The sequence below is a fragment of the Agromyces sp. GXS1127 genome (assembly GCF_050565425.1).
In the GTDB taxonomy this organism is placed as follows: Bacteria; Actinomycetota; Actinomycetes; order Actinomycetales; family Microbacteriaceae; genus Agromyces.
The window spans coordinates 411,560-427,866 of sequence record NZ_JBOCIG010000002.1 but is presented as its reverse complement, the minus strand read 5'-3'; the positions used below and the strand labels follow the sequence as shown (position 1 = coordinate 427,866).

Genomic DNA, 16,307 nt, shown 5'->3' with positions numbered 1-16,307 from the left:
GGGAGTACACTGAGGATCACTCGCACAAGAGGGGGTGCGCATGTTCCCGATGGATCTCGTCGCCGTGCTCGCGACGCTCGGGTTCGCCGGCGTCATGGTGGGGTGCACGCTCGCCGGGTCGCGGGGGCTCGGGCTCGAGCAGCGGGCCGGACTGCTCGATCGCCGCAACCCGCAGATGGCCGACGCCCTGCGCCGGGCCGAGTCGTTCGGCGACCTCTCGCGCGGCGGGTTCTACGGCGGGGCCGAGCAGTTCTCGTCGGTCTGCACGCCGGGGCGCCGCAGCTGGATCGACGGCGCGCTCGTGCGGGCGAACGACTCCGACCTGCGCGTCGAACCTCCGGAGGAGACCCTGCCGGCGATGCCCGCGACGGTCGTCGCGCTCGCCGGGGCGCGTCACGTCGCCGAGGCGCCGAGGCCGCGCCATCCGTCGCCCGGTCGCGTCCGGCCGGAGGCGCCGGTCGCTCAGTCGGCCGGAGCCGCGAACAGCTCGGGCCACCAGGCGAGCGCGAGCGGGTAGCCCACGAAGCTCACGATGTCGAGCAGCCAGTGCGCGATGACGAGCGGCATCGTCCGGCCCCAGCGCAGGTAGGCCCAGCCGAACACGACGCCCATGACGGCGTTGCCCACGAAGCCGCCGAAGCCCTGGTAGAGGTGGTAGCTCCCTCGGAGCAGCGCGCTCGAGAGGATCGTCGCCCACGGCCCGACGCCGAGCTCGCGCAACCGCGTGAAGAGGTAGCCGACGGCGATGAGCTCCTCCGTCAGGGCCGCCTTCAGCGCGGCGAGCACGAGGATCGGGGTCGTCCACCAGAAGGCGTCGAGCGACTGCGGCACGACGGCGACCGTGAACCCGAGCGCCCGGCCGGCGGCGTAGAAGGCGAGGCCCGGCACGCCGATGGCGGCGGCGAGCAGCAGGCCGGATGCCGCGTCCCGTCCCGGTCGCGTCAGGTCGAACCCGATGCGGCGGAACGGGCTTCGGCCGGGTTCCCACAGCAGGTAGAGCACGAGGGCGACGACCGCGAGGCCGAACGCGACGTCGAGGAACTGGTAGGTGAGGTCGAGCCACTCGCGTGAGGACCTCGAGCGGTTCAGGGCGGCGCTCTGCTCGCCGAGCGGGCGCTCCGCGGTGAGGCGGGCGATGATCGCCACGATCGAGTAGACGGCGGACGCGCCGAGCGAGAGTGCGAGGACGATCGCGATCTCGATGCGGAGACGTCGGGCCGCGGGCATGCGGCAATCCTCGCACGCGGCCTCGCGGCGCAAGAATCGTGCGTCGACGGCTGCTCATCTGCGCGCCGGGGCCTCGCAAGATTGCGCCTCGGTAACGGTTCGGCCGTGAAGTTTGTTCGGCCCGAGCCCGCTTATAGTCTCGATTCACCTACCAGCGCCCCTGCTCGACCACGAATCGCGCAGTCGTGCGCTCATCTCACAGGAGGAACATTGAAGATCAAGAGAATCGGCGTTGCAGCCATTGCTCTTGCGGCGGCCGGTGCGCTCACGCTCGCCGGTTGCTCGTCCAGCAACGAGCCGGAGGCGCCGGCGGGCGACTCGACCGCGATCATCACGACCAACGGCTCTGAGCCCCAGAACCCGCTGGTCCCGACCAACACCAACGAGACCGGTGGCGGCAAGATCCTCGACTCGATCTTCGCGGGTCTGGTCTACTACGACGCCGACGGTGCTCCGGTCAACGACATGGCCGAGTCCATCGAGACCGACGACTCGCAGACCTACACCATCACGATCAAGGAGGGCCAGGAGTTCACCAACGGCGAGCCCGTCACCTCCGACTCGTTCGTGAAGGCCTGGAACTACGGCGCCGCGCTCGACAACGCGCAGCTCTCGAGCTACTTCTTCGACTCGATCGAGGGCTTCAGCTACGACGAGAACGTCGACGAGCTCTCCGGCCTCGAGGTCGTGGACGACCGCACCTTCACCGTGACCCTGAGCCAGCCGGAGTCCGACTTCCCGCTGCGCCTCGGCTACTCGGCGTTCTTCCCGCTGCCCGAGGCGGCGTGGGAGGACCTCGAGGCCTTCGGTGAGAACCCGATCGGCAACGGCCCGTACATGCTCGACGGCGAGGGTGCGTGGAAGCACAACGAGCGCATCGACCTCGTGAAGAACGAGGACTACCAGGGCGGCCGCCAGGCTGCCAACGGTGGTCTCTCGATCATCTTCTACGCCACGCAGGACGCGGCGTACGCCGACCTGCAGGGCGGCAACCTCGACGTGCTCGACGCGATCCCGGACAGCGCGCTCTCGACCTTCCAGGACGAGTTCGGCGACCGTTCCGTCACCCAGGGTGCGGCGATCTTCCAGTCGTTCGTGGTCCCGGACCGTCTCGCGCACTTCGGTGGCGAGGAGGGCAAGCTCCGCCGCGCCGCGATCTCGCACGCGATCAACCGCGAAGAGGTCACCGACGTGATCTTCTCGGGCACCCGTACCCCGGCCCACGACTTCACGTCGCCGGTCATCGACGGCTACTCGGAGGACATCCCGGGCAGCGAGGTCCTCGAGTACGACCCGGAGCTCGCCAAGGAGCTGTGGGCCGAGGCCGACGCCATCAGCCCGTGGGAGGGTTCGTTCCAGATCGGCTACAACGCCGACGGCGGCCACCAGGGCTGGGTCGACGCGGTGACCAACCAGATCAAGAACGAGCTGGGCATCGACGCCTCGGGTGCTCCGTACCCGACCTTCGCGGAGTTCCGCACCGCGATCACCGACCGCACCATCGAGACCGGCTTCCGCACCGGTTGGCAGGCCGACTACCCGTCGCTCTCCAACTTCCTCGGACCGATCTACGTGACGGGCGCGGGCTCGAACGACGGTGACTACTCGAACCCCGAGTTCGACGCGCTCATCGAAGAGGGCCTCAGCGAGACCGAGGTCGAGGCCGGCATCGAGAAGTTCCAGCAGGCGCAGGAGATCCTCTTCGAGGACCTCCCCGCGATCCCGCTCTGGTACTCGACCGTCAACGGCGCGTGGGGTGAGCAGGTGGAGAACGTCGAGTTCGGCTGGAACTCGGTGCCGCTCTACCACCAGATCACCAAGAGCGAGTAATTCTCGATCGGGGTTTCAGGGGGTTAGACTCTCTGACGCCCGTGGGGCGGCGGTCCAGTGGATCGCCGCCCCACTCCCACGTATCCGGGGTGTGCCGAGGCGCGTAACATCGTGTGTGCGCACTCCCATAACGGTGAGGTTTCTTCCACAATGTCAACACACGCAGATCGCGGGGCCTGATCCATGGCCGGCTACATCGCGCGCCGACTGCTGCAGGCGATCCCTGTGCTGCTCGGTACCACCTTCCTGATCTATTTCATGGTCTTCGCCATGCCGGGCGACCCGGTCGTCGCCCTCTTCGGCGACAAGACCCCGCCGCCCCAGGTGCTCGAGGCCGTCCGTGAGCGGTACAACCTCGACCAGCCGTTCATCGTGCAGTACCTGCTGTTCCTGGGCGGCATCTTCCAGGGCGACTTCGGCGTCTCGTTCTCCGGCCAGCCGGTCTCCGAGATCCTCGCCGAGACCTTCCCGGTCACCCTCCGCCTCGCGATCATCGCGGTGCTCATCGAGATGGTCTTCGGCATCGCCATCGGCCTCGTCTCGGGCCTGCGCAAGGGCGGCATCTTCGACGCGAGCTTCCTCGTCGTCAGCCTGATCCTCATCTCGCTTCCCGTCTTCGTCGTCGCCTTCGTGGCGCAGTACGTGTTCGGCATCCAGCTCGGCTGGTTCCGGACGACGGTCGGACCGGGCGCCCCCATCCAGGACCTGATCCTGCCCGCCATCGTGCTGGCGACCATCAGCTTCGCCCAGATCGTTCGACTGACACGGGCGTCGGTCATCGACACGGGCGGCCAGGACTTCGTTCGCACCGCCGCGAGCAAGGGCCTGTCGCGGAGCCGGATCGTCCCCGTGCACATCCTGCGCAATTCGCTGATCCCCGTCGTGACCTACCTCGCCGTCGACTTCGGCGTGCTCATGGTCGGTGCCACGGTCACCGAGGGCATCTTCAACGTCCCCGGCGTGGGACGCACCCTCTACCAGGCCATCATCCGAGGCGAGGGACCGACCGTCGTCTCGTTCGTGACGGTGATGGTGCTGATCTACCTCGTCATCAACCTGCTGGTGGATCTGCTGTACGCCGTTCTCGACCCGAGGATCCGCTATGCCAAGTAACACCCGCCCCACTCAGGCCCACTTCGTGGCGCCGATCGACGAGACCCCGCTCGTCGCGATCGACTCGGTCAAGGCCGAAGGCAAGCCGACGAACCTCTGGACCGACGCCTGGCGCGACGTGCGCAAGCGGCCGATGTTCTGGATCTCCTCGGCGCTCATCGTGCTGATCGTGATCGTCGCCCTGTTCCCGACGCTGTTCACGAGCGTGGACCCGCGGTACTGCCAGCTCTCGCTGAGCAACCAGGGCCCGGGCGACGGCAGCGTGCTCGGCTACAACCGACAGGGCTGCGACATCTACTCGCGGATCATCCACGGCACGTCGACCTCGCTGTCGGTGGGCCTCATCGTGACCTTCCTCGTGGCCTCGCTCGGCATCTTCTTCGGTGCGCTCGCGGGCTTCTACGGCGGCTGGGTCGACGCGGTCCTCTCGCGCCTCGGCGACATCTTCTTCTCGATCCCCTACATCCTCGCGGCGGTCGTGATCATGTCGGTGCTCTCGCAGTATGCGAGCGTCTGGACGATCTCCCTCGCGATCGGCATCTTCGCGTGGCCGGCGACGGCGCGTGTGCTGAGGGCCGAGATCCTCCGTGTGAAGAACTCCGACTTCGTGATGGCGGCGACCGCGGTCGGCGTCACGCGCCTGCGGATCCTCTGGCGCCACGTCCTGCCGAACTCGATCGCCCCGGTGATCGTGATCACCACCATCTCGCTCGCCTCGGCGATCGTCGCGGAGGCGACCCTGTCGTTCCTCGGCGTCGGCCTGCCCTCGAGCACCATGTCGTGGGGCAACGACATCAGCCAGGCGCAGGTCGACCTGCGGACGAACCCGCAGACGCTGATCCTGCCCTCCATCGCGCTGTCGGTGACCGTCCTGAGCTTCATCATGCTCGGCGAGGTCGTCCGCGACGCGCTCGACCCGAAGGCGAGGGCGCAGCGATGACCTCGACCGTGAACGGAACAGACGTGCAGCACACCCCCGACGCCGAGGAGCGCCCGCTCCTCGAGATCAAGGACCTCAAGGTCGACTTCACGACCCAGGAGGGCAAGGTCACGGCGGTCGACGGCGTGAACATCACGCTCTACCGCGGGCAGAGCCTCGCGATCGTCGGCGAGTCCGGCTCGGGCAAGTCCACGACCGCGCACGCGATCATCAACCTGCTGCCCGGCTCCGGCCAGATCGCCGGCGGCCAGATCCTCCTCGACGGCCAGGACATCTCCAAGGCGTCGAAGAAGGAGATGGAGGACATCCGAGGGCGCAAGATCGGCTTCGTCCCGCAGGACCCGATGTCGAACCTGAACCCGGTCTGGTCGATCGGCTTCCAGGTCGAGGAGGCCGTCAAGGCCAACGGCATCGCGTCGGGCCGCAAGGAGGTCCGGGCGCGCGCCATCGAGGTGCTCAAGCAGGCAGGCCTGCAGGATGCGGACCGCCGACTCAAGCAGTTCCCGCACCAGTTCTCCGGCGGCATGCGCCAGCGCGTGCTCATCGGCATCGGCCTCTCGGCCGACCCGCAGCTGCTCATCGCCGACGAGCCCACCTCGGCGCTCGACGTGACGGTGCAGCGCGTCATCCTCGACCACCTCGAGTCGCTCACCCGCGAACTCGGCACGACCCTGCTGTTCATCACGCACGACCTCGGCCTCGCGGCCGAGCGTGCCGAGCAGCTCGTGGTCATGTACAAGGGCAAGGTCGTGGAGTCCGGGCCGTCGCTCGAGATCCTCCAGAACCCGCAGCATCCGTACACGCAGCGCCTGGTCGCCGCGGCGCCGAGCCTCGCCTCCCGTCGCATCCAGTCGATCCACGCGGTGGAGTCCGCGCCGGAGCACGCCGCGGAGCCGGGGACCACGACCGACACGATCGACCTGATCGCGACGGCCGAGGCTCGCGCCGAGGCGCACGAGGCGGCTGCCGCGCAGCCCCCGGCCATCGTGGTCGAAGACCTGACCAAGGTCTTCAAGATCCGCGGTTCGGGCGACTTCACCGCCGTCGACCAGGTCTCGTTCGAGATCCCGAAGGGCACCACCACCGCCCTGGTGGGGGAGTCCGGATCGGGCAAGTCGACGGTCGCGAAGATGCTGCTGAAGCTCGAGGATGCCACGAGCGGCAAGATCCTCGTCGGCGGCAAGGACCTGGCGAGCCTGACCGGCAAGGAGCTGTTCGACCTCCGTAGCCGGATGCAGCCCGTGTTCCAGGACCCGTACGGCTCGCTGAACCCCCTCCGCAACATCGGCAACACCATCTCGGAGCCGTTGGTCACGCACAACGTGGGCGACCGCGCGTCGCGTCGCGCTCGCGTGATGGAGCTGCTCGACCAGGTGTCGCTGCCGCGCACGCTGGTGGGCCGCTACCCGAACGAGCTCTCCGGCGGTCAGCGCCAGCGCATCGCGATCGCGCGGGCGCTCGCCCTGAAGCCCGAGATCGTCGTCCTCGACGAGGCCGTGTCGGCGCTCGACGTGCTCGTGCAGGCCCAGATCCTGCGCCTGCTGGCCGACCTGCAGGCCGAGCTCGACCTCACCTACCTCTTCATCACCCACGACCTCGCGGTCGTGCGCGTCATCGCCGACAACGTCTGCGTGATGCAGAAGGGTCGAATCGTCGAGGCCGCGGCCACGGATGAGGTGTTCGAGAACCCCAAGGAGCAGTACACGAAGGATCTCCTCGCGGCGATCCCGGGCGCGAACCTCCAGCTCGGCGCGTAGCGCACGCCCGCCGTCACCGACGCCCGGCCTCCTTCCCAGGAGGCCGGGCGTCCGTCGTTTCCGCCGGACGCGGTAGGCTGGACTGGCGCGAGCCGTGTGCATCGGCTCCTCGCGCTCCCACCGACTCCCACACCAGCGCCCCGGCGCTGCCGATCCGCGCCCCGGAGCCTCACGGCGACCGGCGGCCACGCGAGGACCACACCATGGCCAAGGCCACCCGCAACGACCTGCGCAATGTCGCGATCGTCGCCCACGTCGACCACGGCAAGACGACGCTCGTCGACGCGATGCTCAACCAGACGCACTCGTTCGCCGAGCACGCCCACGTCGAGGAGCGCGCGATGGACTCGAACGAGCTCGAGCGTGAGAAGGGCATCACGATCCTCGCCAAGAACACGGCGATCTCGTACAACGGCGCGCACGCCGGCGGCACGCCCGTGACCATCAACGTCATCGACACCCCCGGTCACGCCGACTTCGGCGGCGAGGTCGAGCGCGGCCTGTCCATGGTCGATGGGGTGGTCCTGCTCGTCGACGCGAGTGAGGGACCGCTGCCGCAGACGCGGTTCGTGCTCCGCAAGGCCCTCGAGGCCCGCATGCCGGTGATCCTCCTCGTCAACAAGACCGACCGCCCCGACGCTCGCATCGACGAGGTCGTCGCGGAGAGCCAGGACCTGCTGCTCGGACTCGCGTCGGACTTGGCCGACGACGTGCCGGACCTCGACCTCGACGCCATCCTGGACGTGCCGGTCGTGTACGCCTCGGGTCGCAACGGCGCCGCGAGCCGCAATCAGCCCGAGAACGGCGCGCTGCCCGACAACGACGACCTCGAGCCGCTGTTCGAGGCGATCCTCGAGCACATCCCCGCGCCGACCTACGACGACGAGCACCCGCTGCAGGCGCACGTCACGAACCTCGACGCCTCGCCCTTCCTCGGTCGCCTCGCGCTCCTGCGCGTCTTCCACGGCACCATCAAGAAGGGCCAGACCGTGGCGTGGGTCAGGCACGACGGCTCGGTGCAGAACGTCCGCGTGACCGAGCTCTTCCTGACGAAGGCCCTCGACCGGTATCCGGCCGAGAGCGCCGGCCCGGGCGACATCGCGGTCGTCGCGGGCTTCGAGGACATCATGATCGGCGACACGCTCGCCGACCCCGAGGACGTCCGGCCCCTCCCGGTGATCGAGGTCGACGAGCCGGCGATCTCGATGACGATCGGCACGAACACCTCGCCGCTCGTCGGCAAGGTCAAGGGGCACAAGCTCACCGCGCGCATGGTCAAGGACCGCCTCGACCGCGAGCTCGTCGGCAACGTGTCGCTCCGGGTCGTCGACATCGGACGCCCCGACGCCTGGGAGGTGCAGGGCCGCGGCGAGCTCGCGCTCGCGATCCTCGTCGAGCAGATGCGCCGCGAGGGCTACGAGCTCACCGTCGGCAAGCCGCAGGTGGTCACCAAGCAGGTCGACGGCAAGCTGCACGAGCCGTACGAGCACCTCACGATCGACGCTCCCGAGGAGTACCTCGGCGCGATCACGCAGCTCCTCGCCGCGCGCAAGGGCCGCATGGACAACATGTCGAACCACGGCACGGGGTGGGTCCGCATGGAGTTCATCGTGCCGAGCCGCGGGCTCATCGGCTTCCGCACCGAGTTCATGACGACGACGCGCGGAACGGGCATCGCCAACGCGATCTCGCACGGCTACGACGAGTGGGCCGGCCAGATCGTCACGCGCAACAACGGATCGATCGTCGCCGACCGTGCCGGCGTCGTGACGCCGTTCGCGATCATCGCGCTCCAGGAGCGCATGACCTTCTTCGTGAACCCCACCGAGGAGGTCTACGAGGGCATGGTCATCGGCGAGAACTCGCGAAACGACGACATGGACGTCAACATCACGAAGGAGAAGAAGCTGACGAACATGCGGTCGTCCACGGCCGACACCTTCGAGTCGATGACGCCGTCGCGCCAGCTGTCGCTCGAGGAGTGCCTCGAGTTCGCTCGCGAGGACGAGTGCGTCGAGGTGACCCCGACCGCGGTCCGCATCCGCAAGGTCGAGCTGGACGCGACCGCGCGTGCGCGCGCCGCGTCGCGACTGAAGAAGCAGGGCTAGCCACCGGCGCGACAGACGGGGATGCCGCGGGGCCGCCGCGGCATCCCCGCTGTCGTCGTGCCGGCCTGCGACGATGTCGGGCAGCGGTCGTCGGGCCAGTGGAGGAACCTCACAGAAAGGGCCTCGTAAGGTTGTCGGGTTCTCCGAAACCCTCGTGTGTCGTTACGTAACCGTTACCTGGATCAGACTTCCCCCGCTTATGAACCTCCCCAAGCATGGCCGCCGTGCGGCCGGACGCCCCCGGTACCGCCGCACCGCCACGGCCGCCCCCGCCAGCACCCCGACCACCGACGCCCGTCGGGCCGCCCCCGCACCCGAGGGCGACCGCGCGGCCGGCCGCCCTCGCGGCGCCGCCGGCCTCCGTCCGATCATGACGATCGGCGCGATGACGTTCGCCGGCGGCATGCTGCTCTCCACGAGCGTGCCCGCCCTCGCGGTGACGGCGACGGACAGCGCCGCGCGCGCCTCGGTCTACGCGCCCGCGTCGCAGGGCACGTCCCTCCGCTCGCAGACGCTCGAGGTGGGCTCCGAGGTCGCCCTCGAGCCGATCGACGTCGGGCACTGGGACGTCGAGGCGGCGCCGCCGCCCATCGAGTCGAGCGTCGCCGGGCTCGGCGAGGTCTCGCTGCTGCGGGCCGACCGCGTCGTCTGGCCCGTGGACCCCTCGCGGACGGCGTCGGGCTTCGGCCCGCGCATCGCGCCCTGTGCCGGCTGCTCGACCTACCATGACGGCGTCGACTTCAACCCCGGCCTCGGCGCCACGATCGGCTCGATCGCCGACGGCGTCGTGATCGCGGCGACCGAGTCGGGCGGCGGCCTCGGCGTGATGGTCGAGGTGCAGCACAACATCGACGGCGTCGTCGTCACGTCGCTCTATGCCCACATGCAGTACGGCTCCCTCGCCGTCTCGCAGGGTCAGCGGGTCACGGCCGGACAGGCGCTCGGCGCCGTGGGCACGACCGGCCAGTCGACCGGCCCCCACCTGCACCTCGAGATGTACGGCGCCGACGGCGTCCGGTTCGACGGGATGGCCTGGCTGGGTTCGCACGTCACCGGCTGACCGGGCTCGGCCCGGAACGACCGGCGGCCTCCGATGCCGGGCGGGCAGCGGCGTCGCCGGGCAGCCTGCGGCGGTTCGCCGGCGACGGGCGCGAGTCGCGCCATCCGTCGTCTCAGCGACCGGAGAACGCCGGCTCGCGCTTCTCGATGAACGCCGCCATGCCCTCGCGCAGGTCGGCCGTGCGGAACGCGTCCGCGAAGCCGGCGACCTCGAGGTCGGAGGCCGTCGCGGTCGGCGTCCCGGCCGCCTCCACGAGCACGCGCTTCGCGAGCGCGACCGCCGTCCAGGCGTTCGCGGCCACCTCGTCGATCGTCGCGCGCGCGCCGGCGAGCAGCGCCTCGCGATCGGCGAAGCGCCGCGCGACGAGGCCGGCCGCCTCCGCGGTCGCGGCGTCGATGCGGCGGCCGGTGAAGATGAGTTCCTTGGCCAGCGGCAGCCCGACCGCGCGGGGGAGCCGCACCGTGCCGCCGAAGCCCGGGATGACCCCGAGCCGGACCTCGGGCTGGCCGAAGGAGGAGGCGTCGGTCGCGTAGATCAGGTCGCACGCGAGCGCGAGCTCGAGTCCGCCGCCGAGCGCGAACCCGTCGACGCACGCGATGACCGGCGCGGGGAAGGCCTCGATCGTCGCCGCGACCCGGTGCCCGAGCCGGGCGGCCTCGGACCCCTCATCGGGCGTGAGCGTCGAGAGGGCCCGGATGTCGGCGCCCGCGACGAAGGCGCGCCCGCCCTCGCCGAGCACGAGCACGCCTCGGACCGCGTCGCGCTCCTCCTCGAGCGCCGCGAAGGCGTCGGCGAGGGCCCGGAGGACGTCGGGGGAGAGCGCATTGAGCGCCTTCGGCCGATCGATGACCACGGTCGCCACCACGCCGTCGAGCTCCACTCGCACGGGAGGTCGGGCCTCATCGGTTCCGGGCTGCTCGGTCATCCTCGATCGTCCTTCCCGCGGCGGTGGGGCCGCACCGCCGACCACGCTACGGCATGCCGCCGGGGCGGCGCTCGCCTCGTCCGACGGGTCGGATCGGGACGGCCGGATAGACTCGCGCCCATGCCACACCTCACCACCCGCGCGCGCATCGCGGCCGCCCTCGCGGCGGGCCTCACGACGGCGGTGCTGCTCACCGGCTGCGGCGGAGCCGTCCAGGACCTCGTCGAACGCGGGGTCGAGGGCACCGTCGAGGAGGCGACGGGCGGGCAGGTCGACCTGAGCGGCGACATCCCGGCGGACTTCCCGCAGAGCGTGCCGATCATCGACGGCACGGTCGAGCTCGCGGGCGGCGCCGCGTCCGCGGACGGCTGGATGGTCGTGCTCAGCTCGGGAGCGAGCGATCCGCTCGGCGACGCCCGCAGCGCACTCGAGGGCGCGGGCTTCACCGAGGACGCCGCGCTGGCGCAGGCGTCCGACGCCGGTTCGGTGTACACCGACGGCCGGTACCTCGTGATCCTCGCGGGCGAGGGCGGCACGGTGACCTACACCGTGACGCCGGCGCCGTGAGCGCGGCCGCCGAGCGTCGCCCGCTCGGCTCGCGCATCGGCACCTACGCCATCGCCTTCGCGATCGGCGTGGTCTACGGCACGGTCGCGACCATCGGGCACCGGCACGCGCTCGAGGTCTTCGGGATCGCGATCCCGTGGGGTCTCGTCGCCGGGCTCGTCGGCGTCGGAGCCCTGCTGATCGGCATCCGTCTCGTGGCGGGCGGGCGCGGAGCGGCGACGGCGGCCGCAGCGGGCGTCGTGGCGACCGTGGCCGTGCTCGCGCTCCCCGGCCCCGGCGGTTCCGTGCTCGTGGCCGACGGCGTCGTCGGGACGGTCTGGGCGATCGGCCCGGCGATCGTTTCCGTATTGGTCGTCGCGTGGCCCTCACTGCCGCCGCGAACCGTGCACCGCGCATAGACTGGCAGTCCAGCATCTCCGAAGGGACACCGACCCACCGTGACCTATGTCATCGCCCTGCCGTGCGTCGACGTGAAGGACCGCGCCTGCATCGACGAGTGCCCCGTCGACTGCATCTACGAGGGTGAGCGGTCGCTCTACATCCACCCCGACGAGTGCGTCGACTGCGGCGCCTGCGAACCGGTGTGCCCGGTCGAGGCGATCTACTACGAGGACGACCTGCCCGACGAGTGGGCCGACTACTACAAGGCGAACGTCGAGTTCTTCGACGAGGTCGGTTCCCCGGGCGGCGCGGCGAAGGTCGGCGTCATCCCGAAGGACCACCCGCTGATCGCGGCGCTGCCCCCGCAGGGCCACTGACCATGGCGCTCGGGGCCCTGCCCGAGTACCCCTGGGACCTGATGGTCCCGTACCGCGACCGCGCCGCCGCGCACCGCGACGGCATCGTCGACCTGTCGATCGGGTCGCCGATCGACCCGACGCCGCCGCTCGTGCGCGAGGCGTTGGCCGCGGCGACGGACGCGCACTCGTACCCCACGACGGTCGGCACGACCGCCCTGCGTCGGGCGATCGTCGAGTGGTTCGCTCGCCGGCGGGGCGTCGAGGGCCTCGAAACGGATGGCGTGCTGCCGACCATCGGCTCGAAGGAGCTCGTCGCGCTGCTGCCCTTCTTCCTCGGCGTGGGCGCCGGGGACGCGGTCGTGCACCCGCGCGCGGCCTACCCGACGTACGAGATGGGCGCGATCTTCGCGGGCGCCGAGGCCGTGGCATCCGACGACCCCGCCGACTGGCCCGCGAACACCCGGCTCGTCTGGCTGAACTCGCCCGGCAACCCCGACGGTCGGGTGCTCGACGTGCACGAGCTGCGTCGCGCGGTCGAACGGGCGCGCGAGCTCGGCGCCGTGATCGTCGGCGACGAGTGCTACGCCGAGCTCGGCTGGGAGGAGCCGTGGCAGGGGCGCGCAGTGCCGAGCGTGCTGCACCCCGAGGTCACCGGCGGCGACGTGCGCGGGGTCCTCGCGATCTACTCGCTCTCCAAGCAGTCGAACATGGCCGGCTACCGGGCGGCGTTCGTCGGCGGCGACCGCGACCTCATCGCGCGCCTCACCACGGCTCGCAAGCACGCCGGGCTGATGGTCCCCGCGCCCCTCCAGGCGGCCATGACGGTCGCCCTCGCCGACGAGGCGCACGTGGCGGAGCAGAAGGCGCGCTACCGCGCCCGCCGCGAGCTGCTGAAGCCCGCGCTCGAGGACGCGGGCTTCCGCATCGACCACAGCGAGGCGGGCCTCTACCTCTGGGCGACCGAGGGCCGCGACGCCTGGGCGTCGATCGAGCGGCTCGCCGACCTCGGCATCCTCGCCGGTCCGGGCCATTTCTACGGGCCGCACTTCCCGGAGCACGTGCGACTCTCGCTCACCGCGACCGACGAGCGCATCGGGCAGGCCGCCGCGCGGCTCCGGGCGACGGCGGTGCGCTGAGCGGGCATGTGGCCGAATCGTCGCGTGATCTGTGGTTTCTCTCCAACCGATCACCCGATCCGTTGGCGGATGCGACAGTGTGCGCCCGACCCGTCTAGGCTGTAGTCGGGCCGCGCGCGCCGACCGGTGCCGGGCCGGAGAGCAGGGAACCGCGAGACAGTGACGATCACAGGAGACGCCGTGAGCAACGTCGTGAACGAAACCGTCGGGGTCGAACCCGACACCGCGACGCTGGACTTCCCCGGCGGAACGGCCGAGTTCCCGATCCACCGCGCCTCGCAGGGCAGCTCGAGCATCGACCTGTCGACGCTGACGCGGCAGACCGGCCTGACGGCGCTGGACTACGGGTTCGTGAACACCGCGTCCACCCGGTCCGCGATCACCTACATCGACGGCGAGCAGGGCATCCTCCGCTACCGCGGCTATCCGATCGAGCAGCTCGCCGAGCACTCCACCTACCTCGAAGTCGCGTGGCTGCTCATGTACGGCGAGCTGCCGACCGCCGACCAGCTCGCGGAGTTCGACGAGAAGATCCGGCGCCACACGCTCCTCCACGAGGACCTCAAGCGGTTCTTCTCCGCACTGCCGCACACCGCCCACCCCATGGCCGTGCTCTCCAGCGCGGTCGCGGCGCTCTCGACCTACTACGAGGACTCGTCCGACCCGCACGATCCCGACCACGTCGAGCTCACGACCATCCGCCTGCTCGCGAAGCTGCCCGTGATCGCCGCGTACGCGCACAAGAAGAGCATCGGCCAGGCGTTCCTCTACCCCGACAACTCGCTGAACTTCGTCGAGAACTTCCTGCGGCTGAACTTCGGCAACATGGCCGAGCCGTACGAGATCGACCCGACGCTCGCCAAGGCGCTCGACCGGCTGCTGATCCTGCACGAGGACCACGAGCAGAACGCCTCGACCTCGACGGTCCGGCTCGTCGGCTCGACGGGCGCGAACCTGTACGCGTCGATCTCCGCGGGCATCCAGGCCCTCTCCGGTCCGCTGCACGGCGGCGCCAACGAGGCCGTGCTGCAGATGCTCGCACAGATCCGCGACTCGGGCGAGGGCGTCGCCAAGTTCGTCGAGCGCGTCAAGCGCAAGGAGGACGGCGTCAAGCTCATGGGCTTCGGCCACCGGGTCTACAAGAACTACGACCCGCGCGCCAAGATCGTGAAGACGAGCGCCGACGCCGTGCTCGAGGGCCTCGGGGTCGACGACCCGCTGCTCGACATCGCGAAGGAGCTCGAGCAGTTCGCGCTCGAGGACGACTACTTCAAGCAGCGCCGCCTGTACCCGAACGTCGACTTCTACACCGGCGTGATCTACAAGGCGATGGGCTTCCCGACGCGCATGTTCACCGTGCTCTTCGCGATCGGCCGCCTGCCCGGCTGGATCGCCCACTGGCGCGAGATGAACCTCGACCCGCAGACGAAGATCGGTCGCCCGCAGCAGCTGTACACGGGGTCGCAGGAGCGGCACTACCCGACCCGCTGAGCCGCGGCGACCCGTCGCCGAGCGGTCGGGTGAACACGAACGGCCTGTCCTTTGGACAGGCCGTTCGTCGTGTGCGGATGTCGCGCGGTGCGTCAGAGCGCCGCGATCTCATCGGCCGCGGCATCGTCCACCGGTGCGGACCGGTGCTCGACGAGCCCGGGCCGCGGGTCGAGGTGCACGCCCGCGAGCATGCAGCGCACCGAGCCGCCCGCGAGCTCGATGGTGGGCACGTCGAGGGGCACGAGGCGCGCGGTGCGCGCGATGCGCGCCCGCTGGTCGGCGGTGAGGGCGTCGAAGGCGGTGCGGGAGAGGGCGAGCACGCGTCCCTGTGCGCCCCACAGCTCGAGCGCGTTGCCCGCGAAGGCGTCGACCTGCGCGTTGTCGAGTGCGATGACATCGCGCCGTCCACGGGCGGCCAGCCGGTCGAGCACCTCCCGGCGTCGGGCGGGGGAGACGAACATGTCGGCCGCGACGAGCGCGAACTCGGTCGCGATGCTCAGGATGACGTTGGTGTGGTACACCGCCATGCCCCGGCCGTCGACGGCGTCGAACACCATGGGCTCGTAGCCGAAGTTCGTGCAGAAGCGCTCGAGCGCGATGGGGTCGGCCCGGTTCGATCGGGCGGCGTACGCGATGCGCGCCTCGTGGTCGAGCACCATCGCGCCGGTGCCCTCGAGGAACACGTCGTCGTACTCGAGGCCCGAGTAGTCGATGACGTCCTGCACGCGGTACGTGGTCTTCAACAGCTCGACGATGTCGCTGCGGCGCTCGGTGCGACGGTTCGGCGTGAACATCGGGAACAGCGCGACGTGCCCGCCCGAGTGCGTCGAGATCCAGTTGTTCGGGAAGACGCTGTCGGGCCGATGCGCGGTCTCGTCCTCGAACAGGTGCACCGTGACGCCCGCGGCCTCCAGCGCCGCCGCGGCGCGCGTGACCTCGTCGTAGGCCGCGGCGGCGAGCCGCTCGGGGTCGAGGCCGACGGCTGCCGGCTGGAAGCCGTTGTCGGCGAGGGTGTGCGGATTGGGCGCGAAGTGGTGCGGTCGCACCATGACGACCGCCGACGGGGATTGCACCGACATCCGCTCAGCCCACCGGTGAGAACGCGCCGACGAGCCCGAAGAGGTCCTTGGGGTCGTCGGGATCCGCGACGAGGTCGATGCGCTGTTCGAAGCGCGTGCCGGCGACCTGGTCGCGGACGTACCGGAGCGCCGAGAAGTCCTCGATCGCGAACCCGACCGAGTCGAAGACGGTGATCGCGTCGGCGCCCGAACGACCGGGCGCGCGCCCGGTGAGGACCTCCCAGAGCTCGGTGACGGGGAAGTCCGCCGGCTTGGACTGGATCTCGCCCTCGATGCGCGTCTGCGGGGTGTACTCGACGAACACCTCGGCCCGGTCGAGGATCGCCGGGTCGAG

The 16,307-nt window shown here is 70.3% G+C and carries 15 protein-coding genes and 1 pseudogene; 12 read left to right on the top strand and 4 right to left on the bottom strand.

Translation table 11 applies throughout. The features are described 5' to 3' along the window. Positions 1-40 precede the first annotated feature (40 nt). Positions 41-517: a hypothetical protein gene (locus tag ACQ393_RS04915; protein ID WP_430645691.1), complete on the top strand. Its 477-nt coding sequence runs from the start codon at positions 41-43 to the stop codon at positions 515-517. On the opposite strand, the gene ACQ393_RS04910 is transcribed toward ACQ393_RS04915, so the two are convergent. Continuing rightward, the gene (locus ACQ393_RS04910) at positions 463-1,227 is read right to left on the bottom strand and encodes a CPBP family intramembrane glutamic endopeptidase (protein ID WP_430645690.1); all 765 of its coding nucleotides are present in this window, start codon (positions 1,225-1,227) and stop codon (positions 463-465) included. The genes ACQ393_RS04915 and ACQ393_RS04910 overlap by 55 nt on opposite strands. Before the next feature lie 210 nt (positions 1,228-1,437). Here ACQ393_RS04910 and ACQ393_RS04905 point away from each other — a divergent pair, with 210 nt between their 5' ends. From ACQ393_RS04905 to ACQ393_RS04880, 6 genes are all read left to right on the top strand, one after another. Further along, positions 1,438-3,057: a peptide ABC transporter substrate-binding protein gene (locus tag ACQ393_RS04905; protein ID WP_430645689.1), complete on the top strand. Its 1,620-nt coding sequence runs from the start codon at positions 1,438-1,440 to the stop codon at positions 3,055-3,057. Positions 3,058-3,240: 183 nt separating this feature from the next. Beyond that, complete coding sequence (locus ACQ393_RS04900; RefSeq protein WP_430645688.1) at positions 3,241-4,170, top strand: ABC transporter permease; 930 nt, start codon at positions 3,241-3,243, stop codon at positions 4,168-4,170. Next, on the top strand, positions 4,160-5,110 hold the full coding sequence (locus ACQ393_RS04895; protein ID WP_430645687.1) for an ABC transporter permease: 951 nt from the start codon (positions 4,160-4,162) through the stop codon (positions 5,108-5,110). Before ACQ393_RS04900 ends, ACQ393_RS04895 begins: the two co-directional genes overlap by 11 nt. Continuing rightward, the gene (locus tag ACQ393_RS04890; RefSeq protein ID WP_430645686.1) at positions 5,107-6,867 is read left to right on the top strand and encodes a dipeptide ABC transporter ATP-binding protein; all 1,761 of its coding nucleotides are present in this window, start codon (positions 5,107-5,109) and stop codon (positions 6,865-6,867) included. The genes ACQ393_RS04895 and ACQ393_RS04890 overlap by 4 nt, the downstream gene beginning before the upstream one ends. Before the next feature lie 203 nt (positions 6,868-7,070). Then, positions 7,071-8,975, top strand: a complete 1,905-nt coding sequence (gene typA, locus ACQ393_RS04885) for a translational GTPase TypA (protein WP_430645685.1) — start codon at positions 7,071-7,073, stop codon at positions 8,973-8,975. 385 nt (positions 8,976-9,360) lie between these two features. Beyond that, positions 9,361-10,035 carry a M23 family metallopeptidase gene (locus tag ACQ393_RS04880; protein WP_430645684.1) on the top strand — a complete coding sequence of 225 codons (675 nt, stop codon included), beginning with the start codon at positions 9,361-9,363 and terminating at the stop codon, positions 10,033-10,035. A 112-nt stretch (positions 10,036-10,147) separates the two neighbouring features. Here the strand turns inward: ACQ393_RS04880 and ACQ393_RS04875 are convergent, their stop codons facing one another. Then, a complete protein-coding gene (locus ACQ393_RS04875; RefSeq protein WP_430645683.1) occupies positions 10,148-10,960 on the bottom strand; it encodes an enoyl-CoA hydratase/isomerase family protein in 813 nt (270 codons plus the stop codon). A gap of 120 nt (positions 10,961-11,080) precedes the next feature. On the opposite strand from ACQ393_RS04875, the gene ACQ393_RS04870 reads away from it, so the two are divergent. The 5 genes from ACQ393_RS04870 (at position 11,081) to ACQ393_RS04850 (ending at position 14,894) form a co-directional block, all read left to right on the top strand. After that, positions 11,081-11,527, top strand: coding sequence for a hypothetical protein (locus tag ACQ393_RS04870; RefSeq protein ID WP_430645682.1), 447 nt, complete (start codon positions 11,081-11,083; stop codon positions 11,525-11,527). Next, on the top strand, positions 11,524-11,925 hold the full coding sequence (locus ACQ393_RS04865; RefSeq protein WP_430645681.1) for a histidinol dehydrogenase: 402 nt from the start codon (positions 11,524-11,526) through the stop codon (positions 11,923-11,925). Before ACQ393_RS04870 ends, ACQ393_RS04865 begins: the two co-directional genes overlap by 4 nt. A 39-nt stretch (positions 11,926-11,964) precedes the next feature. Then, positions 11,965-12,285, top strand: a complete 321-nt coding sequence (fdxA, locus tag ACQ393_RS04860; protein WP_129235541.1) for a ferredoxin — start codon at positions 11,965-11,967, stop codon at positions 12,283-12,285. Between the two features lie 2 nt (positions 12,286-12,287). After that, positions 12,288-13,403, top strand: a complete 1,116-nt coding sequence (gene dapC, locus ACQ393_RS04855; protein WP_430645680.1) for a succinyldiaminopimelate transaminase — start codon at positions 12,288-12,290, stop codon at positions 13,401-13,403. A gap of 192 nt (positions 13,404-13,595) precedes the next feature. Beyond that, positions 13,596-14,894, top strand: coding sequence for a citrate synthase (locus tag ACQ393_RS04850; protein WP_430645814.1), 1,299 nt, complete (start codon positions 13,596-13,598; stop codon positions 14,892-14,894). A gap of 92 nt (positions 14,895-14,986) precedes the next feature. Here ACQ393_RS04850 and ctlX read toward each other — a convergent pair whose 3' ends face one another. Both ctlX and ACQ393_RS04840 read right to left on the bottom strand, forming a co-directional pair. Then, on the bottom strand, positions 14,987-15,973 hold the full coding sequence (ctlX, locus tag ACQ393_RS04845; RefSeq protein ID WP_430645679.1) for a citrulline utilization hydrolase CtlX: 987 nt from the start codon (positions 15,971-15,973) through the stop codon (positions 14,987-14,989). A gap of 4 nt (positions 15,974-15,977) precedes the next feature. Beyond that, positions 15,978-16,307: pseudogene (locus ACQ393_RS04840) on the bottom strand (ornithine cyclodeaminase); the annotation flags it as partial.